Source organism: Demetria terragena DSM 11295, assembly GCF_000376825.1.
Taxonomy (GTDB): Bacteria; Actinomycetota; Actinomycetes; order Actinomycetales; family Dermatophilaceae; genus Demetria; species Demetria terragena.
The window spans coordinates 2,522,161-2,548,200 of sequence record NZ_AQXW01000004.1 but is presented as its reverse complement, the minus strand read 5'-3'; the positions used below and the strand labels follow the sequence as shown (position 1 = coordinate 2,548,200).

Here is a 26,040-nt window from a genome sequence, read left to right as displayed (position 1 = left end):
GCATTCTCGTCGTCAAAACTCCCGAAGTCAGAGAAGCACCGCAAGTCGGACTAGACCTACACCGAGCGTCAAGAGCGCCGTCATGAGCGAGAGCCGCCGCAGCCACGTGGGGTAAGCCCCTCGCATCTTCGTCGCAACCAGCCAGCCAAAGGTGAGGACCGCAAGCGCCAACACCAACGGCCCAACCGGGTGAGCGGTGAAAGCACTACCCACATCACCGTGCGCGGTGTATACCCAGGCGCGCGTCAATCCGCAGGCGGGACAGGGAAGTCCGGTCATCAAGCGGAACGGGCACAGCACCGGCCCTGATTCGATTCGCCCCGTGGGGAGCAGCAATGCGAGCAGAAGTGCGCTGGCCAGTCCAACCCCTAGGGCAGCATGCGGCCGGGATCTCCCATCGTGACGAGGGCGGACTGGTTCAAGGACACTCACGTGTCCATCATGCCGCCTCGGTCGCGCAGCCTCTATGGGAAGTAGGTGGAGGATCCGTCACGCCGGTCTCCGTTGAGTGCGCAGAAGGAGCCCAGCCATTAGAGTCCCCGCAGGAATTACACACAGACCATTTGAGGGGCACACATTGAGCAACAATCCGTACGGCCCGCCACCGCCCGGTGGCCAACCGCCGCAGTATGGCGTTGGCGGTCAGCCGCCGCAGTATGGCCAGCCGCCGCAGTATGGCGTTGGCGGCCAACCGCCGTCCTATGGCCAGATGCCAGGGCACCCCGGTCCGTACGGCGCCGGAATGCCACCGCTGGCGAACTGGGGGCAGCGCGTGGGCGCCTACCTCATTGATCAGTTGGTCCTGGTGCCCGCATGGATCGCGCTCTTGGTCGGATATGCCCTGGTCGCCAACGAAGCGTTCGAGGGCTCGACGTACAACGCCACGACTGGCGAGTACGACCCCGGCGCCGAAGCGGGCGTCAGCGCGATAGGCCTTATCCTGCTCCTCGTCGGATTTGCCCTCACCGTTGCTATCCAAATATGGAACCGCTGCTACAAAGGCGGGCAAGGCCAGACCATCGGGAAGAAGGCCCTGGGTATCACGCTGCTTGGCGAGGCCACCCGTCAACCCATCGGCGGCATGAGCGCCTTTATCCGCGACATTGCACACTTCCTGGATAGTTTTCCCTGCTACATCGGCTTCCTCTGGCCGTTGTGGGACGACAAGCGTCAGACGTTCTCCGACAAGGTCATGAGCACCATCGTCGTGCAGGGCACTCCACCTACCGGGCCACGTTGAGGTTGATGACGTCCGCCATCTGAAGGCGCCCCCGACCTCCTGGTCCGGGGCGCCTTGTGGTGTAGCCGATCAGCCGGGATAGCCGTGCCGCCTGTTGTACGCCACTGCACCTTGGTAGGCGTCGACCATCCCCCAGATCCAGAAGCCAAAGACGCCGACGATCCCGATCAGGACGATGATGAGGATCCAGCTCACGAAGTAGCCGATCAGGATGCCGATTCCTTTACCGACTTCACCGTTAATCATCGTGCCGACGCCTGGGATGAAGAACGAAAGGATCAGGCTGAGCGCAGGCTCCTTGCGTGGAACGGCAGGCGGGCCGTAGCCGTACGAAATCTGCGGGCCGTACCCAGGCGGCGGGCCATACCCAGGCGGTGGACCGCACCCAGGCTGCGGGCCATACCCAGGCGGCGGGCCGTATCCAGGCTGCCCTGACGGCGGCGGTTGGTACGGACCTGGGGCATAGCCACTCGCGTCCGGTCCCGGAGGCGGCAGCGGCTGGGTAGGTTCTTTACCTTCTGGCTGATCGTTCGACATGGATTCCCCTCGGCGTGATGTACCCGCAGCCTAGTTGTCGGGGTGGATCGGGTCAGGACAATCCGAGGCCCCGCTGGCGCGCGATCTCATAGAGCGTCACCGACGTCGCGATCCCGGCGTTGAGGGACTCGACCGCCGAGCTCATGGGAACAGACACGATCTGATCGCAGGTCTCCCCCACGAGGCGCGAGAGGCCCTTGCCCTCCGAGCCCACCACGATGACCAACGGTTCTGCGGCGAGAGTGAGCTGTGGCAAGAGCACATCGCCGTCCATGTCGAGGCCGAGCACGAAGAACCCGGCCTTGCGGTAGTCCTGGAGCGCTCGAGTGAGGTTAGTGGCCTGCGCGACAGGTACCCGAGCCGCCGCACCAGCCGACGTCTTCCAGGCCGCTGCGGTCATCCCGGCTGAACGCCGCTCGGTCACGACTACCCCGTGTCCGCCGAAGGCCGCGACTGAGCGCACGATGGCACCCAGGTTGCGTGGATCGGTGATGCCGTCGAGCGCCACGATCAGCGGCGCGCCAGGCGCCTCCGGGTCCATGAGGTCGCCCGGGTGTGCGTATTCGTACGGCGGCACCTGCAGTGCGACACCCTGGTGGGCGGTGCCATCCGCGAGAGTCTCCAAGTCGGTCCGGGTTGCCTCCAAGATCGGGATGCCCTCATCGGCGGCGATCTTGAGGGTCTCGCGAACCCGGTCGTCGCTGTCGAGACGCCCCACGACATAGAGGTGCGTGGCTGGAACGCCAGCGCGCAGCGCCTCCAGAACGGCATTGCGCCCGGCAATCACCTCGAAGGTCGCCTTGCCGCCACCACGGCGTGGCGACGGCTTGGACGGGGCCGCCCCACCGGCCTTCTCTCCAGCCTTGGCGGACTTGTAGGCCTTGTGATTGGGCCGACTGGCGGCCTTGGGCGTCGGGCCTTTGCCTTCGAGTCCGCGCCGGCGCTGCCCACCGCTGCCGACGACGGCACCCTTCTTAGAGCCGGGCTTGCGTACGCCCGGTCGCCGTGCCTTAGCCATGTCAGTTACCGTCCGTCGAGGTTGAAGTCGTCAGGCTCCAGCGGGCACCGTCAGCGGTGTCCTCCACGTGGATGCCCGCGGCCACGAGTTGATCGCGAAGCCGGTCGGCCGTCGCGAAGTCCTTGTCTGCACGAGCCTGTTTGCGCTGCTCAATGAGAGTTGCCACCAATGCGCCGACCGCGCCCATCGCTCGGCCACCCTCACTCGAATCCCATTGCGGGTCAAGCGGGTTCACACCCAGGACAGACGTCATCAGGACCACCTGTTCGCCCAGGTGGCGCGCCCGCTCCGCCGAGCCGTCATCCAGCGCGGTGTTGCCTTCGCGAATCGTGTCGAAGACCACAGCAAGCGCGCCGGACACATTGATGTCGTCATCCATTGCGGCGCAGAATGCCTCGGGGAAGGGCACATCCCCCTCGCCGGTCGCACCCGCGCGCTGCACAAAGCTCTCGATGCGCTCGACCGCTGCCGCGGCTTCATCCAGCGAGCCTTCGTGATAGTCCATCCGTGACCGGTAGTGCACGGATCCGAGGTAGTAGCGCAGGACGAGTGGCCGAACGGTCTTGGTCAGGTCACCGACGGTCAGCACGTTGCCGAGCGACTTGCTCATTTTGTCGCCGTCATACGTGAGCAGGCCGTTATGCATCCAATACTCGGCGAAGCCCAATCCCGCTGCGCGCGACTGCGCCTGCTCGTTCTCGTGGTGCGGGAACCGCAGGTCAAGCCCGCCGCCATGGATATCGAAGCTGTCGCCCAACCAGCGCCGAGCCATCGCCGAGCACTCCAGGTGCCATCCGGGGCGACCCGCACCGTACGGCGTCGTCCAACTCGCCGACTCAGGCTCGTGGTCTTTACGGCCCTTCCAGAGCGCAAAGTCGCGCGGATCACGCTTACCGCGCGGGTCTGCGTCGGCGGCAGGCTCCATGTCCTCCAGGCCCTGCCGCGTGAGGCGCCCGTAGTCCGGGAAGGACCTCACGTCGAAGTAGACATCGCCACTGCCGTCCGGGGCCGGATAGGCATGTCCGCGTTCGATCAGCACGTTCATCAACTCGACCATGTCTGGCACGTGGCCGGTGGCGCGCGGTTCGTACGTCGGTCGCAGCACCCCAAGAATGTCCAGCGCATCTGAAGTCTCGCGCTCATGCCGGTAGGACCATGCGGCCCAATCCGCTTGTGCTTCAGCGGATTTGGCAAGAATCTTGTCGTCGATATCGGTGACGTTACGCACGAGACGTACGTCATAACCGTGGCCTTCAGTGAACCACCGCCGCAAGATGTCGAAGGCGACCGCGAAGCGCAGGTGCCCAATGTGGGGCGAGCCCTGCGTCGTCAGCCCACAGATGTAGATCCCGACGCGCCCCTCCTGCTGGGGGACGAACTCACGCAACTCGCGGGTGGCGGTGTCATAGATCTGCAGACTCACTCGCCCGAGTTTACCGGCGATAAGGGTCGCGCCCCACCATGCACACCGGCTTGCGCACTAGCCGCGTCGGTCGACGACGACCTCTGTTCCAGCAGCCACGAGTCAGTAGACCGTCGTTGACCGTCCGCTGACTCGGCGTGGCGGCTAATCCGGGGCGCTCCATCCGGCACGACCGGCAGCCTCGGCGCCAATGCTGGTGGCATCGCCGTGGCCGGTGAAAACCACGGTCTCCTCCGGGAGTGCCAACAACTTCGCGTCAATGGAGTCGACGATCGTCGGGTAGTCGCTAAAGGACCGCCCGGTCGCACCTGGCCCGCCCTGGAACAGGGTGTCGCCGGTGAAGACCGCGCCGAGGTCGGGCGCATACAGGCAGCAGGCGCCCGGAGCGTGTCCGGGTGTGTGCAACACGCGCAGGCGGGTGCCCGCGACCTCGATCTCCTGCCCGTCGGACAGATCCTGGTCGGGTGCCGCCTCGGCATAGAACTGGTCCCACAGCACCCGGTCTTCGGGGTGGAGGTACGTCGGCGCTCCTGCGGCTTCCTTCAGCGCTCCCACCTGGTTGATGTGGTCGTCGTGGGCATGGGTGCACACCACCGCGACCAACGATCGGTCTCCGACAGCGGCCATGATCGCCTCGGCGTCGTGCGCCGCATCGATCACCAGGCACTCGGTGTCGTTGCCGATCACCCAGACGTTGTTGTCGACCTCCCAGGTCCCACCATCGAGGCTGAACGTCCCCGAGGTCACGACACGGTCGACCCGAACGCCATCCTGCTCACGCACCGTCTCCGCCATCAGAGGACCACCACTGAACGCAGCACGTCGCCACCGTGCATCGCATCGAAGGCAGCCTCGACGTCGCCGATACCGATCTTCTCGGTGACGAAGGCATCGAGGTCGAACCGGCCCTGACGGTAGAGGTCGACCAGCATCGGGAAGTCGCGGCTAGGCAAGCAATCGCCGTACCAACTCGACTTGAGTGCGCCGCCGCGACCGAAGACCTCAATCAACGGCAACTCGGGCACCTTCAAGTCGGGAGTTGGCACTCCGACCAGCACGACCGTACCGGCGAGATCCCTTGCGTAGAAAGCCTGTTCGTAGGTCTCTGGGCGACCGACGGCCTCGACGACGACGTCCGCGCCGTTGCCACCGGTGAGCTCACGGATCGCCTCGATCGGGTCAACGTTCTTGCTGTTGACCGTATGCGTCGCGCCGAACTTCTTCGCACCTTCGAGTTTGCGGTCGTCAACATCCACCGCAATGACTGTCGTGGCGCCTGCGATCGCGGCTCCGGCGATCGCAGCGTTACCGACACCGCCACACCCGATCACGGCGACCGAGTCACCCCGACCGACGCCGCCGGTGTTGACCGAGGCTCCGAAGCCTGCCATCACCCCGCATCCGAGGAGACCCACCGCCGCGGCCTCAGCGTCCGGGTCGACCTTCGTGCATTGGCCTGCGGCGACCAGCGTCTTCTCGGCGAAGGCGCCGATGCCCAGCGCCGGGGACAGCTCAGTGCCATCCGTGAGCGTCATTTTCTGTGTGGCGTTGTGCGTGGCGAAGCAGTACCACGGCTTGCCTTTTGCGCACGCGCGGCACTGGCCGCACACGGCCCGCCAGTTGAGGATGACGAAGTCACCGGGTGCGACGTCGGTGACGCCGTCACCCACCGCCTCAACCGTTCCGGCGGCCTCGTGGCCCAAGAGGAACGGGAACTCGTCGTTGATTCCACCCTCGCGGTAATGCAAGTCGGTGTGACACACCCCGCAGGCGTCGATCTTGACGACCGCCTCGCCGGGCCCGGGGTCGGGAATGACGATGTCGGTGAGCTCGACGGGCTCGCCTTTGGCGCGAGCGATAACGCCCTTGACGGTTTGTGGCATGGGTTCTCCTTGATGGTGCGGTACGACCCCCAAAGCCAACCCGTCACAGCGGCTTTCGGCAAGTGGTTTGGGCCCATACCTCAGCCAAACACGGCAAGGGCGCGTGTGGCCCGGTTTCCGCAGCGGCAAGCCAGTCGTACCCTGAGCAGGTGAGCCCCCGACCACAGTTCGACCCGCTGGTGCATGAGCCGACCCGGCTGAAAATCTGCACCATCCTGACGCCCATGCCCGAGATGGACTACGGCCGGCTTCAAGAAGTTCTGGCGCTGACCGCTCCCACCCTGAGCAAGCACCTCCGCGCCTTGGCCGAGGCCGACTACGTCCGGCTCACCAAACAGACCAAGGACGGGCACGTCCACACCCGGGTCGCACTGACCCCTGCTGGGCGCGAAGCCTTGTGCGGACACGTGAGTGAGATCCAACGCATGGCAAGGGTCGTACGCGGGTCCGAGCGGCGCTTTCCGCACATCACCACCTGACAGGCCATCGACCGGCGGCATATGAGGGGTCCGGTCACCCCGACACTAGGTATTCGCCGCCGATCGACGCGGGTTACACCATCAACGGGCCACGACGAGGGCCGTCGCAAGTGCCGCGACACCCTCACCCCGGCCTGTCAGCCCCAATCCCTCCGTCGTCGTCGCACTGACCGAGACGGGTACTCCACCGAGAGCTTCGCTCAACGCTGCTTGAGCCTCCTCGCGCCGAGGGCCGAGTTTGGGCCGATTGCCCACGACTTGTACGGCCACGTTTCCGATCGTGAAACCGGCACCGTCGAGGATCTCGCGTGCCTCCTTCAGCAGCCGTGCGCCGCTGGCTCGCGCGAGCTCGGGCCGATCGGTACCGAAGTGTTGACCCAGGTCTCCTAAGCCGGCGGCGGAGAACAACGCATCGCACATCGCGTGCGCGACGACATCCCCATCTGAATGGCCCTCGATGCCCCGCTCGCCCGGCCACTCCAGACCGGCGAGGTGCAACATGCGGTCGTCGCTGGCATAGCCATGGACATCAACGCCAATTCCGGTGCGCGGCAGAGTCATACGTTCATGATGTCATCCGGAAGCGAGCAGCCTCACGACCTGAGCCAGGTCGGACGGTGTGGTCACCTTCAACGCCATCGGGTCACCTTCCACAACGCGCACTCGGCCACCCAAACGCTCGACCAAGGCCGCGTCGTCGGTCGCTTGCACGCCGAGCGCATGGGCACGCACCAAGGCCTCGCGCGCGAAACCTTGCGGTGTCTGCACCGCACGCAGCGCGGCTCGGTCGAGAGTTGCGACGACCTCGCCATCGGGGCCGACCTGTTTGATCGTGTCGGTTACCGCGACCCCGGGCACCACGGCGTCGAATCCTTCGGCGACGGCGGCCGCGACCCGCTCAAACAACTCGGGTGGCGCCAAGGCGCGGGCGGCGTCATGCACGAGAACAATCTCGACTTCGGGTCGAAGGCGCCGCAGTCCCGCGGCAACGGAGTCGGTACGCTCCGCGCCGCCAGCAACGACCTCTGCGGAGTCACTGAGGAGACGCGCAAACTCATCGAGCTGGGTCCGTGGGGCCACGACCACGATCTGCTGCACGCCTCGGACCGCTTGAGCCCGACGTACGGCATGCACCACCAACGCTTCGCCGCCGGCCTCAACGAGCGCCTTAGGTCGGTCGGCGCCTAGGCGAGTGCCCATTCCCCCCGCAACGACGACGACGCCCGTGACATGGCTGTCACGGGCGTCGGTCATAAAGATGTCTAACTGCGGTCAGGCGTCAAGACGCGAGAACCTCGTCGAGGGTGGCTTCGGCCTTGTCCTCATTGGTGTGCTCGGCTAGTGCCAGTTCAGAGACGAGGATCTGGCGCGCCTTGGCGAGCATGCGCTTCTCGCCCGCGGACAGGCCCCGGTCCTGGTCCCGACGCCACAGGTCGCGGACGACCTCGGCGACCTTGATCACGTCGCCCGAAGCGAGCTTCTCGAGGTTGGCCTTGTAGCGGCGCGACCAGTTGGTCGGCTCCTCAACATATTCAGCCCGAAGGACAGCGAAGACCTTGTCGAGGCCTTCCTTGCCCACGACGTCGCGTACCCCTACCAGGTCGCAGTTCTCTGCAGGAACTTCAATCGTCAGATCACCCTGAGCAACCTTGAGCTTGAGGTATTGCTTGTCCTCCCCCTTGACCTTTCGGACGTTGATCTCTTCGATGAGTGCCGCGCCGTGGTGCGGATAGACCACGGTTTCGCCGACCTTGAATGCCATATGTGTAAAGCCCCTTTCGCGACCCCAAGAATACCACGGCGTGGCCCAGGCCACAGTCATGTCTGCGCAGGTCAGAGCCATGAACGCGCATGCCTCGAGAGGTTGACAATGACCACCATCGCGTGCATCGACACGAGCGCTCGCCTTGGTGGCTAAGCGAATTCGGAGACACGACACAACCGCCCGCACTGTCCGCGATACTCTGACGCTCGTGATCCGCCGACCAGCCATCTCGACCTCTGCCACCCGGACGGGTGCTGCCATCGCCGCGACCGCCGTCGCCATCGGCCTCAGTGGCTGCGCCGAATTGTCGGAGCAGACCACCGACCTGGCCTACGAACCCGCCGACGGAGTCTCTGCGAAGGTCGGCGGTGTGCTGCTCCAAGACGTCCTGCTCATCGCGTCCGAGGATGGCAAGGAGCCCGCGAAACTCGCGGGCCTGGCCGCAAACCCCACCGGCAAGCCGGTCAAGATCACGGTCGGCACCAGCGCCGAAGGTGGAACAGCATTCACCGTTCCGGCCCGCAGCACGGTGCGACTCGACGGCAAGGCCGGCGGTCCATCAAGCGACCGGATCAAGGCCATCACGTTCCCCAAGATCAGCGGCGAGCCGGGCGAATCCGCCGGCCTAGCCTTCACCACCCCGTCCGCTGGACAGATAGTGGTGAACACCCCGGTGCTCCTGAACCAATTCCCCTACGGCACGCATACGGCCAAGCACGACCATGCCGAGGGCGAGGAGGGGGCCGGCGGCCACTAGGCCACAGCCCGCGGCCTAGGCCGCCTCAAACTTGTAGCCCAGTCCACGCACCGTGACGATGTACTTCGGTGCGCCCGGATCGGGTTCGATCTTTGCGCGCAGGCGCTTGACGTGGACGTCCAAGGTCTTGGTGTCACCGACGTAGTCGCTTCCCCAAACGCGGTCGATCAGCTGCATCCGCGTCATGACGATTCCTGAGTTGCGTAGCAGGGTCTCGAGCAGCTCAAACTCCTTGAGCGGCATCGAAACTGGCTCTCCTGCAACCGACACGGTGTGCCGCTCGACGTCCATGCGTACGGGCCCACTCTCCAGAGTCACGGGCATCAACTCGTCGGCCTCCTGGCCGCGCCGCAGGACAGCCTTGACCCGCGCCAAAAGCTCCCGCGTGGAGTACGGCTTGGTGATGTAGTCATCGGCTCCCAACTCCAGGCCCACGACCTTGTCGACCTCGCTATCCTTCGCCGTCAGCATGATCACCGGGACGTTGGAGCGTTGGCGGAGATTGCGGCACACCTCGACGCCGGGCATACCGGGGAGCATGAGATCGAGAAGCACGAGATCGGCTCCATTTTGATCGAACGCCGTCAAGGCGTCCGGCCCCGTCTCGGCGACGATGACGTCGTAGCCCTCCTTTTGGAGGAGATAGGACAACGGGTCGCTGTAGGACTCCTCGTCCTCGACGACCAAGATGCGGGTCATGACATGTCCTTCCGGGGGGTGTTGCTCAGCGGGGGGTCGATGGACGCCAGATCAGCGTCGTCTGGGACGGCGAGCGGCAGGCGCATGGTGAAGGTCGAACCGAGGCCCTCCTCGCTCCACACACTCACTTCGCCGCCATGGTTGAGGCACACATGCTTGACGATAGCCAGGCCAAGGCCGGTGCCGCCGGTTGCGCGGGAGCGGGCTGCGTCGACACGGTAGAACCGTTCGAAGATCCGCTCTTGCTCAGCCGCCGGAATTCCCAGGCCCTGGTCGGAGACTTTAATCTCCACGACCTCATCGCTGTGGTGCGCCGTCACCGAGACTCGGGTACGCGGCTCGGAGTAGTTGACGGCATTGGACACCAGATTGCGTACCGCAGTGGTGAGCAGTTCGGCGTCGCCGTAGACCTGAGGAGATCCTTCAGCCAGTGCCGGGACCACGTCGATGCCCCGGTCAGAGGCCACCACGCCGACATAGTCAATGGCGTCGGTGATGCAGGCGTTCACGTCCACCAGGGACGGCGCGTGGAGTGTGTCGGCGACCTGAAGGCGGGACAGTTCAACGATCTCCTGCACAAGCCGTCCGAGTCGGTCAGCCTCGATGTGCATCCGACTCGCGAAACGCCGGACGGCTTCTGGGTCGTCACGGGCGCCCTCGACTGCCTCAGCCAAGAGCGCGAGGCCACCCACCGGCGTCTTGAGTTCGTGACTCACGTTGACCACGAAGTCACGCCTGGTCTCCTCGACGCGGCGCGCATGAGTACGGTCCTCGATGAGCATCAGCACCATGTCGCCCGGCAGCGCCGCCACGCGAACGGCCAGGGTCAGCCGGCCCTGTCCCATCGGCCCACGGCGAAGTTCGAGTTCGACCTCGCGTACGACCCGATCGCGACGCACCTCGCGCACGAGATAGCGCAGTTCCTCATGCGCCACGTGCTGGCCACGCACCAGACCAAGAGCCTGCACCGAGGTTGAAGCGACAAGGACCAGGTCGGACGGGTTGAGCACGATCGTCATGGACTTCAAGGCGTGGATGACGTCTTCGGCGCCGGGGCGCAAGCCACCGCGGTCAAATTCGTCGGATGCAGCCGCCTGACGGGTTCGCAGCACCCCCCAGGTGATGCCGACACCGACGGCCAGGCCCAACAGCACGCACAGGAAGGCGAGAACGAGGTCTGACACGGCGTCCAATGTACGGCCGTCACCTCAATGCTCCGAGCCAGGAGGCGCCTCTGCGGCCCCTAATGCTGAGTGTTCACCTGGAGTCTGGCGCGCGTTTACGGCATGCTGCGAACCTCCGACCGTTGGGCGTAGCCTCGCCCGACTCACGTGCGCCCGCCCAGGGTGCAAACTTTGAGGGAAGACACCCGACATGCGCGATGCGTTCCACGAGGATCTCGACCGGATCTCCGACGAACTGGTCCACATGACCGCTCTGGTGCAACAGGCCATGGCCCGCGCCACGTCCGCACTGCTCCACGCCGATCTGAGCCTGGCCGAGAGCGTGATTGCCGGGGATGACGACATCGATGAAATCCGCCGCTCTGTTGACGACAGGGCCGTTGATCTCCTCGCCCTGCAGCAACCGGTGGCAACAGACTTGCGGATGGTCGTCACCGCGATGCACATGGCATCGGACATCGAGCGGATGGGTGACTTGGCTCGGCACATCGCCAAGGCCGCCAGACGGCGGTACCCGGACAATGCCGTACCGGAGCAGCTTCGGCCCATCGTGCAGGAGATGGAGCTCGTCGCCGAAGAACTCGCCATCAAAACCGGAAAAGCCATTGCCAACAAGGACATTCGGGCGGCTGCGGATATCGAGACGACCGATGACCGGATGGATGAGTTGCACCGTCAAGTCTTCGCGACACTCCTCGATCCCAGTTGGGCTGACTCCACGGCCGCAGCGGTTGACGCCACCTTGCTGTCGCGCTACTTCGAGCGCTTCGGCGACCATGCCGTAGCCATCGCGAACCGAGTCGTCTACCTCGTCACTGGGCGCTACGGCACCGAGGACGAGGGCGTCGTCAGCAACCCCAAACGAGTCTGACCTCCGACGCCCAACGGGGCGATATAGATATCCAAACCTACCGAAAAGAAACGTTTTTACTTGGTTCGGGTTTGGTAAATAGAGATCTCAACTCTTCCTCCTGAGCGCTTCACTCAGCCCACAGGTTCCGTTATCGCGATGGAACCCAAAGGGAGGAAGTTGCCATGAAGAGATCCCGCGTCGTTCGCGGTGCCCTCGTGGGCGCCAGTTCGGCCAGTCTCGTCGCGACGTTGGGCCTGCCACAGCTCACCGCCGACGCTGCCCCGCCGGAGTCCAAGCCAGCTAAGGCCAGCCATGAGCACGACCATGGGCTGCCCAACTTCGACAAGCGCCCCACGGTCAAACCGTCCGCTGCCCGCACAGCGCAGGCGCGGTCAGTCACCGCCAAATCAGCCCTGGACGCCCGGTGGAGCCGATTCGGAACTCCCGCCGCCGTGGTCGCCCCCAGCGGAAAGTCTCTCGCCAGTGGTCTGAGCGCCAACCCGGAGAAAGCCGCCCGGGCCTACCTGACCAAGGCAGCAGACACGTACGGCCTGCGCGCGTCCGACGTCGAGACCATGGAACTGGTCAATATCAACCCGGTCGGCGACACCAAGGTCGTCCTCCTTCGACAGACCTTTGACGGGGTTCCTGCCGGACGCGATGGAATGGTCACGGTCGGCGTTCGCGACGGCAGCGTGGTGTATGTCGGCTCGACTCTTGCTCCTACGGACTCTACGAAGGCCAAGCGCGCCCCCGCCGCCGCAAGTCTGTCGCATGCTGATGCGCTGGCCGCGGCAGCCAAGAATGTCGGTCACGCTGCCGGCAAGGTCACTGAGCGCTCTGTGGGCGCAGCCGCCACACGAGCACAGGCCAAACCTGGAGTCACCACCTGGAAGCACTTCAGCGCTAAGAAACTCTCAGCACGCGACCAGCGCGTCGCCAAGGTCGCCATCCCGGTGCCCGGCCAGGCCCCCCGGATGGCGTATCACGTTGAGACAAGCCTTCCCGGCGACGAAGGCGGGTACGCCGTCTACATCGACGCTGTCACCGGTGAGGCGATCGCACGGGACAATCTCGTCAGCTCTGACTCCGATAACCCGACGTGGAAGGTGTTCACCGGAACTCCGAACACGGGCGATGACGCTGGCGAACGCAAACTCTGGTGTTGGACCGAAAAGGAAGGGTGTGACGAGACTCAGTCGGGCATCTCACCCGAGGCCTGGGACGTTGACCCCGCGACCGGAAAGTCGACCAGCACCACCATGGGGAACAACGCCGAAACGGAAGTCGACTGGGGCGGCGACTCGGAGGTAGGGCCAGCCGAGAAGCGGTCCGACCGGAACTACACCTATGAGTTCACCAACCAGTGGACCAAGAGCAAATGCGACCCAGCGGGTTATGACAGTCCCACCAAGCACGACAAGGACGCCGCCGCAGGCAACCTCTTCGCCATGCACAACCGGATGCACGACTGGTCCTACAAGTTGGGCTTTACCGAGACCGCGTGGAACATGCAAAAGGACAACGGCGACAAGGGCGGCCTTGGCGGCGACCCGGAGGGCGGAGTCGCGCAAGCTGGCGCCAAGTCTGGCTTGCGGAATAACGCAAACCAGGGCACCGGCGCTGACGGCGGATCGCCAGGGTCGAACATGTACATGTGGCAGCCGATTGCCGGAGTGTCCTACTCCAAGTGCTCGGACGGTTCCTATGACATGTCGGTCATCGGCCACGAATATGGACACGCCATCAGCAACCGCATGATTGGCGGACCAAACGAGGGGCTGTCCTCGCTGCACGGGAGCATGATGGGCGAGAGTTGGTCTGACCTGATGGCCACCGAATACCTCCAGGAATTCGGCTACTCGAAGTTGGGATCGGCCTCCACCCCGATGGGGTCGTTCGTGACCAACAACGCTCAGCGCGGCATCCGCAACTACAACTTCAGCAAGTCTCCGCTGAACTTCTCCAATATCGGCTATGACCTCGCGGGTGTGAGTACCCACTCCGACGGCGAGATCTGGTCGGCGACGATGTGGGATATCCGCACCGCGATGATGAAGGCTCACGGCACGGGGAACGCGACGACGCAGCGCTCCTGCGCGACGGGCGCAACCAAGGTCGAGGAATGCCCGGGAAACCGCCAGTGGATGCAACTCATCTTCGACGCCTGGCTGCTCAAGCCAACCGGCGACGTGTCCATGCTGGACATGAGGGACGCCATGCTGGCAGCTGACATGCTCCGCTTCGGTGGAGCAAACCAGAAGTTGCTCTGGACCGCCTTCGCGGCGAGAGGTTTTGGGGAGTCCGCATCGGTGGCCAACACGGATGATGACCAGCCACGTCCCGGCTTCGACTCACCGCACGCCAAGAACGCGACCCTGCGCTTCAGTCCGCTGGACTCTGATGGTCGCCTGATCGAAGGCGCGCAACTCTTTGTCGGCGACTACACCGCGCGCACCACGCCGGTTGCTGACACCGACCCGAAGACAGCACTCGGTGACACCTATACCGCTGCTCCGGGTGAGGTGACGTATCAGGTGGTCGCCCCCGGGTACGGCCAGCACGAGTCCAGTTCGACCATCAAGGCGGGCCAGACCCGAGACCTCAACGTTCGCCTCCCACGCAACCTGTCTAGCGCCGCTGCGGGGGCTGCGATAGATGGTCCGGGTGACAAGCCTGAGGCACTGATCGACGATAGCGAGGCCACGTGGAGCATGGTGACGACCGACGGAGCATCCAGGCCGTCCTTCGTCATCGACCTCGCAGGCGGCCGCCAAGCGGTGAGCCGTGCTCAACTGAGCGGCCTCGCAGACAGGCCGGGAGCTCCAGTCCACCGCTACGAAGCCCCTCGGCAGTTCGCCATCTCGACGTGCGACGCCAGAGGCAAGATCACGTGCTCTGAACCGGCGGACTTCCGGAAGGTGTACACGTCCCCGAAAAACGCCTTCCCGGGAGGCGCTTTCCGTCCGGTCGCTCCCGAACTGAACCTGCGGTCGTTCTCCTTCTCGAAGGTCAACGCAACGCACGTGAAGGTCGACGTCTTGGAGAGCCAGTGCACAGGCAACCCGCTCTACGCCGGTGAGCAGGACAACGACCCAGAGAACGACACCGACTGTGAGACGGCATCCCCCAGCGCGGGGAACCACTTGCTCACGGAGGTGCAACTCTTCACTAAGTAAGCCCACGCACGAACTCCACACGTCGTCCCCGTCAGCACATGCGCTGACGGGGACGACCTGCGTTCAGACCTGACCCCTTGAGCCCCGGAGTTCCCCATACCCCGCGATGTGACATAGGTAACAAAACTTACCGAATAGAAACGTTTGTGTTTGGTTCGGCTTTGGTAAAGACGCTACTTATTCCTGCCTCCTAAGCGCTTCACTCAGGCATTGACTCCGTCAACGCGACGAAGCCACAAAGGAGGAACCTGCCATGAAAAGATCCCGCGTCGTTCGCGGCGCCCTCGTAGGCGTCAGTTCGGCCAGCCTCGCAGCGACCCTGGGCCTGCCCCAGCTCACCGCCGACGCTGCGCCCCAGGAATCCAAACCGTCCGCGGCCAGCCACAAACACGACCATGGGCTGCCCAACTTCGACAGCCGCCCCACAGCGAAGCCCTCGTCAGCGCGCGCCTCAAAGGCACGATCGGTCACCGCTAAATCAGCCCTAGCAGCCCGGACCAGCCGGTTCGGAACTCCCGCCGCCGTCGTTGCCGCCAACGGAAAAACCCTCGCGAGTGGCCTCAGCACAAACCCGGAGAAAGCAGCTCGCGCCTACCTCACCCAGGAAGCAGACACCTACGGGCTCAACGCCGCCGCCGTGAAGACCATGGAACTGGTCAGCATCAACAAGGTCGGAAAAGTCAGCGTCGTCCTGCTGCGTCAAACCTTCAACGGAATCCCAGCGGGCCTGGACGGTATGGCCACCATCGGGATCCATAACGGAAAGGTTCTCTACGCCGGATCTTCCCTGGCTCCCACCGACTCCGCGGCTGCGCGGCGCACGCCCGCCGGCGCCACCCTCGACGCCGCCGATGCGCTGACGGCCGCCGCCAAAAACGTGGGCCACAAGGCCGGCAAAGTCACCGAACGCTCGATCGGCGCGACCGCCAAACGGGCACAGGCCGTTGAAGGCGTCACCGCGTGGAAACGGTTCTCTGCGACCGGCCTGTCCAAGCGGGACCAACGCGTGACCAAAGTCGTCATTCCGATTCCGGGCAAAGCCCCCCAAGTCGCCTACCACGTCGAGACCATCCTGCCCGGCGACGAAGGCGGCTACGCCGTCTATATCGACGCAACGACCGGCGAAGCCATCGCACGGACCAACCTGATGCACGCCGATTCGGACAACCCGACCTGGAAGGTCTACCCCTCGACGCCCAAAGCCGGAGACGACCCAGGAGAACGCAGCCTGTGGTGCTGGACCGAGAGGGCCGGCTGCGATGAAACCCAATCCGGAATCTCACCTAATGCCTGGGACATTGACCCTGCCACCAAGAAGCCCACCGGCACCACCGATGGCAACAACGCCACGACGGTCTATTCCTGGGGCGAAGGGGACCCAGAGGTCCCCGCTGAGAAGCGCTCCGACCGCAACTACACATACGAGTTCACCAACCAATGGGCCAAGAGCAAGTGCGACCCGGCTGGATTCGACTCACCGACCAAACACGACGCCGACGCCGCCACGGGCAACCTGTTCGCGATGCACAACCGGATGCACGACTGGTCCTACCAACTCGGATTCACCGAGACCGCCTGGAACATGCAAAAAGACAACGGCGACAAAGGCGGCCTAGGCAACGATGCCGAAGCCGGCTACGCACAAGACAAAGCCAAGAGCGGCTGGCGCAACAACGCGGGTCAGTTCGCCAGCGCCGACGGCGGCGACGTCTACACCAACATGTATCTCTGGCAGCCGCTCGCGGGAGCCGGCTATCCCCAGTGCGCCGACGGCTCCTTCGACATGTCGGTCATCGGCCACGAATACGGCCACGCCATCAGCAACCGCATGATCGGCGGACCCGACAACAGTCTGGACTCCTTCCATGGAGGCGCGATGGGCGAGAGTTGGTCAGACCTCATGGCCACCGAATACGCCCAGGAGTGGGGCTACGCACCTGTGGGCAGCGAATCGACCCCCATGGGAGCTTTCGTGAGTGGCGACCCCGTGCGTGGCATTCGCAACTACAACTTCAACGACTCGCCGCTGAACTTCTCCAACGTGGGATACGACATCTTCGGGACAGGCGTGCACTCCGACGGTGAGATCTGGTCGGCCACCATGTGGGACATCCGCACGGCGATGATGAAGACTCATGGGAAGGGGAACGCGGCAACGCAGCGCTCCTGCGCGACCGGCGCAACCAAGGTCGAGGAATGCCCGGGCAACCGCCAATGGATGCAACTCATCTTCGACTCCTGGCTGCTCAAGCCAACCGGCGACGTGTCCATGCTGGACATGCGGGACGCCATGCTCGCCGCCGACCTGCTCCGCTTCGGCGGCGCCAACCAGAAGATCCTCTGGGACGCGTTTGCCGCCCGCGGATTCGGAGAATCGGCATCGGTCACCTCAACGGACGATGAGAAGCCGACTCCTGGCTTCGACTCGCCGCGCGCCAAGAACGCGACGGTGCGGTTCAGCCCCCTTGATGCCGACGGTCGGTTGATCGAGGGCGCCCGACTTTATGTCGGCGACTACACCGCTCGCACCCGGCCCGTTGCCGACACCGATCCCACGACTCCGTTGGGCGACACATACACGACGGTGCCGGGCCAGTTCACCTATCAGGTGACCGCGCCCGGTTATGGCCAGAAGGAAATGGCGGGCACCCTGGTCGAGGGCAAGTCAAAGGACCTGCGGGTCAAGCCGACTCCCAACCTGGCCAGCGCCACGGCAGGGGCTTCGATCGATGGTCCGGGCAGCAGAGCCGGATCGGTCATCGACGAGGATGAAGGAACCGCGAACCGGGCATCCGCCGACGACGAAGGCGTCAAGCCGTCGTATGTCATCGACCTTGCTGGCGGTCGCCAGTCGATCGGGAGGGCCCAAGTCAGTGCGCTCGACTCCGGCCTCTATGAGTCGTTGCGCCAGTTTGCGATCTGGACCTGTGACGCGCGCGGCAAGGTCACCTGCACCGAGGACCGCGACTTCCGGAAGGTTTACACCTCGCCGCAAGATGCCTTCCCCGGCGGCACCCTCTGGCCCATCGCACCGAACATGACCATGCGGTCGTTCTCCTTCCCCAAGGTGAACGCCACGCACGTGAAGGTTCAGACCGTGGAAAGTCACTGCACGGGCAATCCGCGCTACGCCGGAGAGCAAGACAACGACCCAGAGAACGACACCGACTGCACCACGGCGTATTTCAACGCCAAGTCGCACGGCATCGCCGAAGTACAGGTCTTCACGAAGTAGCGAAGATTCCACGGAGGCATCGTCCCCGTCCGCGGTCAGCGGGCGGGGACGATCGTGTCAGCGGCCCTGGTTGGCGACAGCGGCTGCAGCCTCGGCCGCGGCCTCCGGGTCGAGGTAAGTGCCCCCGGCCACGGTCGGCTTGAAGTCGTCGTCCAATTCGTAGACCAACGGCATGCCGGTGGGAATGTTCAAGCCCACGATGTCTTCATCAGAGATGCCGTCCAGATGTTTCACCATGGCTCGCAGTGAGTTGCCGTGTGCCGCGACCAGCACCGTCTTTCCCGCCGTAAGGTCGGGCACGATCTCGTCCTCCCAATACGGCAGGAATCGTTCGATGACGTCTTTGAGGCACTCGGTGCGCGGCATGTCGCCGCCCAAGTCGGCGTAGCGCGGGTCGCCATCCTGGCTCCATTCGGTGCCGAGCTCGATCTCCGGCGGCGGGGTGTCGTACGAACGCCGCCACGTCATGAACTGCTCCTCGCCGTATTGGTCGAGGGTCTCCTTCTTGTTCTTCCCCTGAAGGGCGCCGTAGTGGCGTTCGTTGAGGCGCCAGTGGCGCTTCACCGGGATCCAGTGTCGGTCGGCAGCATCGAGGGCGAGGTTGGCCGTGCTGATGGCTCGGCGTAGCAAACTGGTATGCAACACATCGGGCTCAAGACCGGCGTCGCGGATCAGTTCACCTCCGCGGGCGGCTTCGGCCCGCCCCTTGTCGGTGAGGTCGACATCGACCCATCCGGTGAAGAGGTTTTTGGCGTTCCAGTCGGACTCGCCGTGACGCAGCAGGACAAGCGTGTAGGTCATACCGCCAGTGTAAAGAGACGCCTACTCGGCTGGCGGTGCCTTCTCGCCGTCTGAACGCTGAAGTACCGAACGAAAGGCCTCCAGATTGCGCAGCGATTCGCCACGATCGACCCGCCAGTCCCATTCCTTCTGCATCGAGGTCCGAAACCCCAAGAGCAACAGATCGTTGAACGGTTGGTCGCACGCCTCCAGGAGGACTCCGAAGAGTTGGTCGAGATAGTGCTCCGTCACCGCTTCGGCAGGCACCTCGCCCATGACATAGACGTCGCCCAGGTGATCGATCGCGTAGGCCATTCCAGGAAGGCGCAGGTTGCGTCGGAGGAGATGTCGATAGAACTGGTCGTGGTTTTCGTCGGGCGCCCGAATCACGAATGCGGATACCGACATTCCGCGCTCGCGCAGAAGCAGCGACGCGACCGTTCGGAGTTTCTTGTCACCCGGAAGCGTCACGACGTATTCACGTTTTTTGGCCCCCGCCTCCCAGTCCAGTTCGGCATCCTCAAGGGTCGCCTCCAGGACGCGAACGGCTTCGTCTAACGGCATCGCGGAACCTCCGGTTTCAGCGCAGTCCGACGGCTGCTTCACGGCAAGCCGTGCGGTATAGCTCGAGCAATCGTGCTGCGGTCTTTTTCCAGGCAAAGCACTGTGCATGTCGAATGCCGTTCTCCCCCAACGTCTTACGGCGAAGCGGATCATCGATCAACTCGATCAGAGTGGCTGCCCACACCGTGGGGTCGTGCCCTTCGACCAGGACACCACCATCGCCCACGGCGTCCGGAAGCCCACCGACCCGAGCGGCCACCACCGGGGTGCCACACGCTTCGCCCTCCAACGCGACCAGACCGAATGACTCGCTGTACGACGGCACCGTCAGCAGGTCGGCTGTACGCATCCAGTCCGCGAGCACCTTCCGCTCCACGGGAGGCACGATGCGCACCACATCGGCCAGGCCTAGATCCCGAATGAGATCGGTGAGCCACCGGGGCCGGTGAACACCCGAGCCGCTCGGGGCTCCGAGGATGGCGATGACGAGGTGGTCGCGCCGGGAGGGTTGTTCATCGAGCATCCGGGCCGCTGCGCGCAGCAGCACATCTGGCGCCTTCAGGGCCTGGATCCGACCGACGAAGAGCATGACCTGATCGTCCGGATCTAGACCTACCCTCGAACGAGCCTTGGCGCGGTCACCCGGCGTGAAGGTCTCAAGGTCGACGCCTGGGGTGACAACGTGCACACGATCGCTGTCTGCGGCGTAGAGATCCAGCAGCTCCTGGCGCTCCTGTTCGGTATTCGCGACGAGGAAGGAAGCGGCTCGGACGACTTGTTCTTCACCGATGATTCGTCCCTGCGGCTCCGGCGAATCCCCTTGCGCGAGATACTGATTCTTCACCTTTGCCATCGTGTGCATAGAGTGCACGACCGGGATCTGCCAGCGGTTTGCGATGAGCCAGGCCACCTGTCCAGATAGCCAATAGTGAGAATGCACCAGATCGAAGTAGCCCTCTGGAAGACCGGCGATGAGCTGCATGACCCCAGCAGTGAAGGCACACAACTGCCCGGGCAAGTCGTCCTTGCCCAGACCCTCATAGGGTCCAGCGTCGATGTGGCGTACGAGCACCCCCGGCGCAGCCTGGACGACGTCCGGCTGGGCGGAGGACGTGCGTCGGGTGAAGATCTCAATCTCGACGCCCTGGCGGGCGAGCTCGCGCGCCGTTTCCAGCACGTAGACGTTCATCCCTCCGGCGTCACCCTGTCCGGGCTGATCCAGAGGTGAGGTGTGCACGCTGACCATCGCGACCCGGCGCACGATGCACTCAGCAGCGTCATTGACGTTCACTCCGGCAGTCTGACACGCGCCCGTTGGGACGTGGTCAGCCGAACTCCATCAGCACGTTGTTCACTCTCCGGTGACGCCGTCGAGAGACTCCCGGATGATGTCGGCATGGCCGTTGTGCCGGGCGTACTCCTCAATGAGGTGAACCAGGATCCACCGGAGGTTAAATGGATCGCCGGTCTCCCGATCCGGACGAGCCGAGCGACCTTCAAGGCCGGTCACGGCATAGGACTGCTCAATGATGGCGTCGGAATCGGCAGCACAGGCATCGAATATGGCGCGCAGTTCTTCCGGCGAATCGTGCCGAGCAGAGTGGAGTTCCCAGTCTTCGTCGTCATCCCACGGCGCAGTATCAAAGGGCGGATGCAGCGGGCGCTCCGCCCATACCCAACGCAGCCAGTGCGACTCCACGAGCGCGAGGTGCTTGAGCAGGCCGCCGAGCGTCAGTGCCGACGGCGGGTGCGTCGTCGCGAGCTGCGTGGCGTTAAGACCCTCGCACTTCAGCCGAAGGGTGTCCCGATGAAAGTCCAAGAAGCCCCGGAGGGTCGTGATCTCATCGGCGGTAGGTGTGGGGTCAGTGCGCACAGGCCCGACACTACTCGCGAACACCAGATGGCTCGGGGCTAACGTTTCTGGTCGTGGTGGACAAGCCAGTCGGGAACATCACCCGAGGAACGACGGCACCGAACCGGCTTCGTCGATGCGACCGGTGGATCGCCGGCACCCAAGGCTGGCGTCTGCGCGCGTGTCCCCGCCCCATCGCCGTCGACCTCGGATATGGCGCATCGCCCATCACCGCGCTCGAACTTCACGACCGCCTCCACCGGGTGCGCAGCGACGTGCAGGTCGTCGGTATCGAGATCTCACCCGAGCGCGTTGCGGCCGGCAAACCCTTTGAACGAGAAGGAGTTCGGTTCAAGCGCGGAGGATTCGAGGTGCCGCTTGGAGGCGACGACGCCACCATCATCCGGGCATTCAACGTCTTGCGGCAGTACGACGAAGGTCAGGTCGCTGACGCGTGGGCCCGACTCACCAGCCGAATCAGCCCGCAAGGTCTGGTTGTGGACGGCACCTGCGATGAGATTGGCCGACTCGCCTCCTGGGTCGCTCTCGACCGGTCCGGTCCACGATCCCTGACCATGGCGTTTCATCTGGGGTCCCTGGAAGACCCCGCCACGGTGGCCGAGCGTCTTCCCAAAGCCCTGATCCATCGCAACATTCCTGGCGAACCCATCCACCAATACCTACAGGCGTGGCAGGTCGCCTGGCGGCGTGCCAACCCGCTGGCCTCGTATGGCGCCCGCCAGCGCTTTATCGCGTCGGCGCAGGCACTACGCGCGGATGGTTGGCCGCTCCTGGACGACGCCCGCCGCTGGCGCCTTGGCGAAGCCACTGTCGACTGGAGTGCTGTGGCTCCAGCGCGCTAAGCCTGCGCGTCAATCGAGCCAGGTGAAGCAAGAAACACCGTCGCGTCACCACGCACCGTGATTGCGGTGTCGCGGGCGGACAGGAAGCAGGATTCCCCCGGCTGCAGGCGCACCGAATCGCTGCTGTCTGAGACCTCGATGCTGCCGTGCACCGCCAGCAGGATCCGTGGGAGCCCGTCGCCCGGGACGGTCAACGCGCCGGACACCGACGCGCATCTCAGCTCGAAATATGGCGACTCTGCCGGGAACTCAGTCCACCCGTCGAGCACGGAACCGTGCTGCGGGGTCACGGCCGGCTCAAGGTCCACGATCCGCATCAGTTCATCGACGTCGATGGTCTTCGCGGTCAAGCCCGCGCGGACGACGTTGTCCGAGTTCGCCATGATCTCGATCGCGACACCCTCGACGTAGGCGTGCAGAACCCCGGCGGGCAGAAAGGCATACCCACCCGGCGGGACGACCTGGTAGCGCATTGCGAGGAGGACGACCAGCCCGATGTCGCGCGGGTGGTGCTGGGCTACCCGGACGATGGCTGCCAAGGACGGATCCGAACTGTTCGAGCAGGCCGCCACCACCTGGTCCGCTAGCGCTGCCTGCGCGCTGCTTTCGAGATGTAACAGCGACTCAAGGAGCGCACGGGTTGGGTGCTCCTCCGCCGCGGCATCGTCAAGGAGCTCATCGAGCTCCGGAAGGCCCAACTCGGCGCAGACCTGGGCCGTCTCCACAAACGGACGCGCACCGGCAAAGACCTGGAAGTCAGTGAGCGCATAGAAGGCTTCAGGTTTGGGCCAGTCGTCCGCATAGGTCCCTGGCGCTGCGTCCCTCACCTGCGCCAGGCTGGGATGCACCTGGATCGAAAGCGCCTGCACTGGTGCGAGCACCTTGAGCAGGAAAGGCAGTCGCCCCTCGAACTCACGTGCCACCACGGAGCCCAGAGTGTCGATGGGGTCGTCGGCGAAGAATTCGCTCAGCGCTCGTTCGCCTGCGGCTGTCGGGACCGCGCTTGGCGCGGCCGGGTGCGCGCCCATCCAGAGCTCAGCTTCGGGTTGGTCGGTAGGAAACGGTCTGCCGGTGATCTGGGCGATGGCCTCGCGCGATCCCCACGCATAGTGCTGAATCCGAGGTGTCAGGCGCCACATATCAATCCTTGTCTACGCCCGTGTCAGCTGGATCCAGGAACTCGCCGATGAGACGACGTACCCGGTCGCGGTGCTCCCAGAGAACTCCGCCCGGCGGCAGAATCTCGACGCGGGCGTGCGGGGCCTGTGCTCCGATCTCGTGGGCCACCGACACCGGATGCCCCGGGTCAGCTTCCTGGGCAATCACGAGAATGGGTGCCGAGACCCGTTGCAAGGCAGTGCGGTCCGACATTGACGTCGCGCGCGGAATGGTTCGCAGCGCGCGGCGTACGTCGGTCGCGACCACCACTTGCGCCTGCCGCTGGCACCACGCCACCACGTCGGGCCGCGTGCGCACCCCGCTCGGCTGGTCACGCAGGAGTGCCTCCTGGACCGCGTCGACATCACGTTCCTCGGCGAGCTGGGCTAGGTGCCTCATGCGCTGCATCGCGGCGTCCTTCCGCGGTGAGTCAAGCACCGCCGGAATCACCAGAACGATGCGCTCAAAACGATCGGGGTCATCCTCGAGCAAACGACAAATCGCCCCGGCGCCCATACTGACCCCGAGCGCCCGAGTCGCCCCCACATGCCGTGCCACGGCGTCGAGTTCGCCCGCGAGCGCCGTGTAGGTCCAATCCGTTTCGGGAGAGGCTGATGCGCCGTGTCCGCGGAAATGGAAAAAAGCCTTGGTCCCGGGCACGCCGCCACCGAATGGGCGCGTCGTGTCAATCGAACCGGCCAGACCGTGGGCGAAAACGGTGGCCGGCGAGCCGGATCCCGTGAGGAGGTATTCAATCCCACCCTGACGGGTCGCGAGGAGCGAGGTACGGGACGTAGGGCGTGCGGTCACCACGGGCCGTACGGGCCATTCGACCGACCGCCACCAACGACCCGCTGCAGCGCTGGACGCACGTCTGCGAGGTAGACCGCGGAGGCCACAACGACCAGCAAGGTGAAGATGTTGAGCGGATTCCCGAAGGTCAACAGCGAGAGCAACACTCCAACACCGAGGATGCCGCACCAGATGGGCTTGGTGAGTTTGCCCGCGGCGGGAAAGGCATCCACCCGGTGGCGCAGGGAGTCGAGAAAGGCCACGAGCACAACCGCGATAACCCCGATACTCAGGATGAGCGCGATGCCGCCCTGGACCTTGAAGAAGGCGTCCATGATGCCCAGCGTAATGCGGTGCTAGACGTCCACGATCACGGTGAAGGGTCCGTCGTTCACCAACTCGACCGACATCATCGCCCCGAACCGACCGGTGGCGACCTCTATTCCCATGGCGCGCAACGCTTCCACCACGGCATCCACCAGTGGTTCGGCTATTGCGCCAGGCGCCGCGGCGGACCAGGACGGACGTCGACCTTTGCGGGTGTCGCCGTACAAGGTGAACTGCGAGATCACCAACACCGGGGCAGCCTCATCGAGGACAGATCGTTCATCGCGAAGGATGCGCTGCTCGCTGATCTTTCGTGCCATCCGCGCCACCTGATCGGGACCATCGTCGTGGGTCGCCGCCACGAGCGCTACGAGCCCTGGCCGGTCAATACGGCCGACGACCTCGCCTTCGACCGTCACACTGGCCCGGGTTGCGCGCTGAAGGACCGCTCGCATCGATCAGCGCTCTGGCGCAGCGTCAGGCAAGTGAGCGACAACCTGCCCGACGACCTTGCCGTGCCCAAGAATCGGCACGTCCGCGAGTTCCTCGAGTACCGGAGCCTCGACACCACCCCGGCGAAGCAACGCGGCCATGATGGGCGTACGCGCTCGCTGCGCACCATCGGCCACCTTGAGGGCAAACCCTCGACCATCGGACAAACCGACCGCATAAACCGCTTCCGCGCCATCTTTGGCAATCAACCCATCCACTCCGCGGATGAGCGCCGTGACATCGCGCCGCGACCCGCCGAGCATCTCAGGGTGGGACCGAATGGCGCCTCGTACCAAGCCTTCTGGCGTTGCAGGGGCTGCGGAGGCGATCCGTCCGAACGCGCGCGCGAGCCCAGCCAGACTGATCGCCATGACCGGGGCGCCGCATCCGTCGACACCGGTCGCTGAGATCGGTTCGCCCGCCAGATCCGCAAGGCTGTCGGCAATGGCGCGCTGCAGGGGATGCGCCTGGTCCAGGTACGTGCTGCGGTCCCAGTCATTCGCCACGCAGGTCGCCAGCATGGCGGCGTGCTTGCCGGAACAGTTCTGTGCGATGGAGCTCTCGGCAGATCCAGCGCGGAGCCACGCCCGCCGTTCGACGTCGTCATACGGAAGGTCAGGGGTGTTCTGCAGGTCGGACTCGCTCAGACCAACGCCGGCCAGGATGCGGCGCACACCGTCAAGATGAATGTCCTCACCTGAGTGGCTGGCGCACCCGAGCGCGAGCAGGTCGGGTGGTAGGTCGAGTCCGGCACGGACCATACCGAGGGCTTGCATGGGTTTATTGGACGAGCGCGGAAAGTGCGGAGCGTCGACGGCGCCGTAGGCCTGAGTCACCGCACCGTCTTGGTCCACCTCGACCGCTACGGCGCGATGAACGGATTCGACGAAACCGGAGCGCTCCACGCAGGCAAGAACGGGAGCATCGGACAGGGCAGCACGTGAGGTAGTCACAGTGTCC

The 26,040-nt window shown here is 64.6% G+C and carries 27 protein-coding genes; 7 read left to right on the top strand and 20 right to left on the bottom strand.

Features of this window, described 5'->3' with window-relative positions; all coding sequences use genetic code 11:
- Positions 1 to 27: 27 nt before the first annotated feature.
- Entirely contained in the window at positions 28 to 432 is a 405-nt protein-coding gene (locus F562_RS21095; protein ID WP_211206472.1) for a DUF2752 domain-containing protein, read from the bottom strand.
- Between the two features lie 145 nt (positions 433 to 577).
- Between F562_RS21095 and F562_RS0116555 the strand changes: the two genes are divergently transcribed.
- Positions 578 to 1,240, top strand: coding sequence for an RDD family protein (locus tag F562_RS0116555; protein ID WP_018158090.1), 663 nt, complete (start codon positions 578 to 580; stop codon positions 1,238 to 1,240).
- A 69-nt stretch (positions 1,241 to 1,309) separates the two neighbouring features.
- Here F562_RS0116555 and F562_RS21090 read toward each other — a convergent pair whose 3' ends face one another.
- The 5 genes from F562_RS21090 to F562_RS0116530 all read right to left on the bottom strand — a co-directional run bounded on the left by F562_RS21090 (position 1,310) and on the right by F562_RS0116530 (position 6,101).
- The gene (locus F562_RS21090) at positions 1,310 to 1,777 is read right to left on the bottom strand and encodes a hypothetical protein (protein WP_211206471.1); all 468 of its coding nucleotides are present in this window, start codon (positions 1,775 to 1,777) and stop codon (positions 1,310 to 1,312) included.
- Between the two features lie 52 nt (positions 1,778 to 1,829).
- Positions 1,830 to 2,795: a 23S rRNA (guanosine(2251)-2'-O)-methyltransferase RlmB gene (gene rlmB, locus F562_RS0116545; RefSeq protein ID WP_018158088.1), complete on the bottom strand. Its 966-nt coding sequence runs from the start codon at positions 2,793 to 2,795 to the stop codon at positions 1,830 to 1,832.
- A gap of 1 nt (position 2,796) precedes the next feature.
- Complete coding sequence (gene cysS, locus F562_RS0116540; RefSeq protein WP_018158087.1) at positions 2,797 to 4,218, bottom strand: cysteine--tRNA ligase; 1,422 nt, start codon at positions 4,216 to 4,218, stop codon at positions 2,797 to 2,799.
- Between the two features lie 144 nt (positions 4,219 to 4,362).
- Entirely contained in the window at positions 4,363 to 5,013 is a 651-nt protein-coding gene (locus F562_RS0116535; RefSeq protein WP_018158086.1) for an MBL fold metallo-hydrolase, read from the bottom strand.
- Positions 5,013 to 6,101 carry an S-(hydroxymethyl)mycothiol dehydrogenase gene (locus F562_RS0116530; protein WP_018158085.1) on the bottom strand — a complete coding sequence of 363 codons (1,089 nt, stop codon included), beginning with the start codon at positions 6,099 to 6,101 and terminating at the stop codon, positions 5,013 to 5,015. The genes F562_RS0116535 and F562_RS0116530 overlap by 1 nt, the downstream gene beginning before the upstream one ends.
- 149 nt (positions 6,102 to 6,250) lie before the next feature.
- Between F562_RS0116530 and F562_RS19735 the strand changes: the two genes are divergently transcribed.
- The gene (locus F562_RS19735; RefSeq protein WP_051080181.1) at positions 6,251 to 6,580 is read left to right on the top strand and encodes a transcriptional regulator; all 330 of its coding nucleotides are present in this window, start codon (positions 6,251 to 6,253) and stop codon (positions 6,578 to 6,580) included.
- Between the two features lie 81 nt (positions 6,581 to 6,661).
- Here the strand turns inward: F562_RS19735 and ispF are convergent, their stop codons facing one another.
- The 3 genes from ispF to F562_RS0116510 are packed head-to-tail and all read right to left on the bottom strand — an operon-like array spanning position 6,662 to position 8,342.
- Positions 6,662 to 7,141 carry a 2-C-methyl-D-erythritol 2,4-cyclodiphosphate synthase gene (ispF, locus tag F562_RS0116520; protein ID WP_018158083.1) on the bottom strand — a complete coding sequence of 160 codons (480 nt, stop codon included), beginning with the start codon at positions 7,139 to 7,141 and terminating at the stop codon, positions 6,662 to 6,664.
- Positions 7,142 to 7,153: 12 nt separating this feature from the next.
- Positions 7,154 to 7,834, bottom strand: coding sequence for a 2-C-methyl-D-erythritol 4-phosphate cytidylyltransferase (gene ispD / locus F562_RS0116515; RefSeq protein WP_018158082.1), 681 nt, complete (start codon positions 7,832 to 7,834; stop codon positions 7,154 to 7,156).
- 25 nt (positions 7,835 to 7,859) lie between these two features.
- A complete protein-coding gene (locus F562_RS0116510; protein ID WP_018158081.1) occupies positions 7,860 to 8,342 on the bottom strand; it encodes a CarD family transcriptional regulator in 483 nt (160 codons plus the stop codon).
- 211 nt (positions 8,343 to 8,553) lie between these two features.
- On the opposite strand from F562_RS0116510, the gene F562_RS20425 reads away from it, so the two are divergent.
- Positions 8,554 to 9,102 (top strand): hypothetical protein, encoded by a 549-nt coding sequence (locus tag F562_RS20425; RefSeq protein WP_018158080.1) that lies wholly within the window; start codon positions 8,554 to 8,556, stop codon positions 9,100 to 9,102.
- 15 nt (positions 9,103 to 9,117) lie between these two features.
- On the opposite strand, the gene F562_RS0116500 is transcribed toward F562_RS20425, so the two are convergent.
- Both F562_RS0116500 and F562_RS0116495 read right to left on the bottom strand, forming a co-directional pair.
- Positions 9,118 to 9,801 carry a response regulator transcription factor gene (locus F562_RS0116500; RefSeq protein WP_018158079.1) on the bottom strand — a complete coding sequence of 228 codons (684 nt, stop codon included), beginning with the start codon at positions 9,799 to 9,801 and terminating at the stop codon, positions 9,118 to 9,120.
- Positions 9,798 to 10,985, bottom strand: a complete 1,188-nt coding sequence (locus F562_RS0116495) for a sensor histidine kinase (RefSeq protein ID WP_018158078.1) — start codon at positions 10,983 to 10,985, stop codon at positions 9,798 to 9,800. Before F562_RS0116495 ends, F562_RS0116500 begins: the two co-directional genes overlap by 4 nt.
- A 190-nt stretch (positions 10,986 to 11,175) precedes the next feature.
- Between F562_RS0116495 and phoU the strand changes: the two genes are divergently transcribed.
- The 3 genes from phoU (at position 11,176) to F562_RS0116480 (ending at position 18,252) form a co-directional block, all read left to right on the top strand.
- Positions 11,176 to 11,856, top strand: coding sequence for a phosphate signaling complex protein PhoU (phoU, locus tag F562_RS0116490; RefSeq protein ID WP_018158077.1), 681 nt, complete (start codon positions 11,176 to 11,178; stop codon positions 11,854 to 11,856).
- 164 nt (positions 11,857 to 12,020) lie between these two features.
- Entirely contained in the window at positions 12,021 to 15,017 is a 2,997-nt protein-coding gene (locus F562_RS0116485; RefSeq protein ID WP_018158076.1) for a M36 family metallopeptidase, read from the top strand.
- A gap of 253 nt (positions 15,018 to 15,270) precedes the next feature.
- Complete coding sequence (locus F562_RS0116480; RefSeq protein WP_018158075.1) at positions 15,271 to 18,252, top strand: M36 family metallopeptidase; 2,982 nt, start codon at positions 15,271 to 15,273, stop codon at positions 18,250 to 18,252.
- 57 nt (positions 18,253 to 18,309) lie between these two features.
- On the opposite strand, the gene F562_RS0116475 is transcribed toward F562_RS0116480, so the two are convergent.
- Genes F562_RS0116475 through F562_RS0116460 form a run of 4 tightly spaced genes read right to left on the bottom strand, consistent with a single transcriptional unit; the run spans position 18,310 to position 21,469 of the window.
- Positions 18,310 to 19,053, bottom strand: a complete 744-nt coding sequence (locus F562_RS0116475) for a phosphoglyceromutase (protein WP_018158074.1) — start codon at positions 19,051 to 19,053, stop codon at positions 18,310 to 18,312.
- Positions 19,054 to 19,074: 21 nt separating this feature from the next.
- Complete coding sequence (locus F562_RS0116470) at positions 19,075 to 19,596, bottom strand: YbjN domain-containing protein (protein WP_018158073.1); 522 nt, start codon at positions 19,594 to 19,596, stop codon at positions 19,075 to 19,077.
- A gap of 16 nt (positions 19,597 to 19,612) precedes the next feature.
- The gene (gene mshA / locus F562_RS0116465) at positions 19,613 to 20,887 is read right to left on the bottom strand and encodes a D-inositol-3-phosphate glycosyltransferase (RefSeq protein ID WP_018158072.1); all 1,275 of its coding nucleotides are present in this window, start codon (positions 20,885 to 20,887) and stop codon (positions 19,613 to 19,615) included.
- Positions 20,888 to 20,947: 60 nt separating this feature from the next.
- Entirely contained in the window at positions 20,948 to 21,469 is a 522-nt protein-coding gene (locus F562_RS0116460; RefSeq protein WP_018158071.1) for a DinB family protein, read from the bottom strand.
- 56 nt (positions 21,470 to 21,525) lie between these two features.
- On the opposite strand from F562_RS0116460, the gene F562_RS0116455 reads away from it, so the two are divergent.
- Complete coding sequence (locus tag F562_RS0116455) at positions 21,526 to 22,311, top strand: hypothetical protein (protein ID WP_018158070.1); 786 nt, start codon at positions 21,526 to 21,528, stop codon at positions 22,309 to 22,311.
- Here F562_RS0116455 and manA read toward each other — a convergent pair.
- From manA to F562_RS19720, 5 genes are read right to left on the bottom strand one after another with little or no spacing between them, the layout of a single operon-like run.
- Positions 22,308 to 23,450 carry a mannose-6-phosphate isomerase, class I gene (manA, locus tag F562_RS19725; RefSeq protein ID WP_018158069.1) on the bottom strand — a complete coding sequence of 381 codons (1,143 nt, stop codon included), beginning with the start codon at positions 23,448 to 23,450 and terminating at the stop codon, positions 22,308 to 22,310. The genes F562_RS0116455 and manA overlap by 4 nt on opposite strands.
- Position 23,451: 1 nt before the next feature.
- The gene (locus F562_RS0116445; RefSeq protein WP_156822697.1) at positions 23,452 to 24,279 is read right to left on the bottom strand and encodes an alpha/beta fold hydrolase; all 828 of its coding nucleotides are present in this window, start codon (positions 24,277 to 24,279) and stop codon (positions 23,452 to 23,454) included.
- On the bottom strand, positions 24,276 to 24,596 hold the full coding sequence (locus F562_RS0116440; RefSeq protein ID WP_018158067.1) for a DUF2516 family protein: 321 nt from the start codon (positions 24,594 to 24,596) through the stop codon (positions 24,276 to 24,278). The genes F562_RS0116445 and F562_RS0116440 overlap by 4 nt, the downstream gene beginning before the upstream one ends.
- Before the next feature lie 21 nt (positions 24,597 to 24,617).
- Positions 24,618 to 25,043, bottom strand: a complete 426-nt coding sequence (dtd, locus tag F562_RS0116435; protein ID WP_018158066.1) for a D-aminoacyl-tRNA deacylase — start codon at positions 25,041 to 25,043, stop codon at positions 24,618 to 24,620.
- Positions 25,044 to 25,046: 3 nt separating this feature from the next.
- On the bottom strand, positions 25,047 to 26,033 hold the full coding sequence (locus F562_RS19720) for an asparaginase (protein ID WP_018158065.1): 987 nt from the start codon (positions 26,031 to 26,033) through the stop codon (positions 25,047 to 25,049).
- Positions 26,034 to 26,040: the final 7 nt, after the last annotated feature.